Origin of the sequence: Comamonas sp. MYb21, assembly GCF_037479395.1 — a bacterium.
GTDB lineage: Bacteria > Pseudomonadota > Gammaproteobacteria > Burkholderiales > Burkholderiaceae_C > Comamonas.
Window position 1 is genome coordinate 1 of record NZ_JBBGZC010000029.1, and the last position, 2,281, is coordinate 2,281.

A 2,281-nucleotide genomic window follows, 5' to 3' on the forward strand; every position below is an offset into this window, starting at 1 on the left:
TCGCGGTTACACTAAGCCTGAAAAAAGACCGGGTGCTCGACCAGGTTACCGATTTGTCGATGTTGTTGAAGCAAAAAATGGTTATCGATATCGGGTGACTCGAGTCATCAAAGAGGTTGATCATATCCGCAGTTATGATTCAGTTAAATTTAAAAGCATGGATTATTTGCTTGACAAAAAACCAACTGAAGCAGCTCCCCCTCGTTACGGAGTGACTTATGAAGACCACGTCATTCCGGAAGAGCGCGCTATTGGAGTAGCTAGTAGTACTGTTAAAGTTATTGACCTGGAAACTAACGAAGTTTTAGGAGAAATGAAACGCTATGCCTATCGCCCACGTGGATTGCATTTTACCGATTGGCTAACTTCAGAGCGATGTCCTAACCATGCAGTAGGCGTTAATTCAGCTACCCGTAAATTTGTTGACCAAGTATTGATCCCCAAAGGAGAGTAAATAATGACCCAGCCAAGTATTTCTGAGTTTCTGAAATTTGCTAATCTGCAAATGGCTTCCGAGGCATTATTCGGATTCGATGCAATCAAGGCAAACGGATCTTTAATACCTGGGGAGATTTCTGACAATCTTGACTCTCAAAATTTAACTATGGGAAACCGGCACGCGAGCAAATTTACGAATATCGATGCGGGAAATTTTTCCAGTGAATGGCTAGTGGTTGAGCATATATCTAACACATCTACTGGATTTAGTGGGACATTGTTTAAAAGTCGCTCAAACCCTTCAGAGTATGTTATTGGCTTCCGCAGTACGGAGTTTCTTGATGATGCTGCGCGAGATAACCAAGCAACCAATACGTTGGAAATTAAAGAAAAAGGCTGGTCATTTGGGCAAATCGACGATATGGAGTCCTGGTACAAACATCTAACTGATGATTCGGTCGGAGATGCTTTACTGCCGAGTGACGCACGCTTCAGTGTGACTGGCTATAGCCTAGGTGGACACTTGGCAACTGCGTTTAACTTGTTGCGGCGAGAGGATGGTACACAGGGACGCATTGATAAGGTTGTCACATTCAATGGGGCTGGCGTGGGGAAAGTGACGCAAGGAACGCTGAGTGGCGTTATGAGTGGTTTTCATACATTACGCACACAACCAGCTCAGATCGATGCTGCTATTCAGGATACTGCTTTACGCAGCTTGGTTCAATCCATACGTGCGACTCTCAGCGACACATCGGATGAGAATGCGTATATAGCGTCTGTCACGCAAGCTCAGGAATTAGTGAATGCGCTTAAAACAGAGACGCATCCAACTCTGACTGTACAAGAGTTGATGGTATGGAGTGCGCTGGATCGAGTGCTGAAAGTTGCACGCGAAGCTATAGATGCTCCTAAGCTTTCTTCGGGATCTCAGGACCCCGAAGTACCACCTAATCCTGCAAGAATTCCTCTTAGTCAGATTGAACAGGTGAAACTTGATTATCAACTCGCTGTTCTTTTAACAAGTAAAAAAACCGCGGCAATAGGATTGGTGGATGGTGCAATTCAAGCCATTACTCAAAGTCAGATTGCCGCAGACCCTATGGGTAATCAGTTCGATGTAACAGGGGCTACACTCCCTTCGGCGGTCTCAAACTCGCAGTTGCATTACGGAACGCCTCTTGGTATTTTTATTGAAGATCAGCCACTAAAACGCGGCGATTATATTTCAGAAGCTGTGGCACGATCATTGAGTTATTTTGATATTAAATTATTGACACAAAACTATACGATCAACGATTTTGGTGATACACATAGCCTAGTGTTATTGGTGGATTCCCTCAATGTGCAGAATACATTGTTGCAGATGCTGCCCACTGTTCAGCAAGGATCTGCAGGATCAACCCAAAATGAGAATAAAAAATGGGTCGGTCTATTCCATTCCATCCTTGGTTCTGCTTCGAACAAGTTCGCTCAAAGTAACGGCGCCCAAGGTAAATCGGAAGGCGATGTTCTAGAAAACACTGTCAATGCCATGGCAGCTTTGACTCTTGGGCCTAGTAATTTTCAAAAACTAATGGGCTCTGAGGAAGGTGGCACTTGGAGTATAGTTCAAGATAAAAATGGTCACACAGGACGCGAAAGCTTAAGCAATACGCTAGCTGCGATACGCGGCTCTACCTTATTTAAGGCGGCTCAGGCAGGGTCGCTAACGCTCAAGCTGGCGGAAACAAGCAGTATTAGTGCTTCTTCTGCGAGAAATGATTTTGGTGTATTTGCAGCCCTGTTTGGGCTCAGCCCATTTGTATTGCATGGCGCTGATCCAGCAGCGTTTGAAGCTGCT

2 pseudogenes are annotated in these 2,281 nt (G+C 44.9%); both read left to right on the forward strand.

From position 1 onward, the window contains the following. Positions 1 to 454: pseudogene (locus WH367_RS24280) on the forward strand (hypothetical protein); the annotation flags it as partial. Positions 455 to 457: 3 nt separating this feature from the next. Next, positions 458 to 2,281, forward strand: a pseudogene (locus WH367_RS24285) (hypothetical protein); the annotation flags it as partial.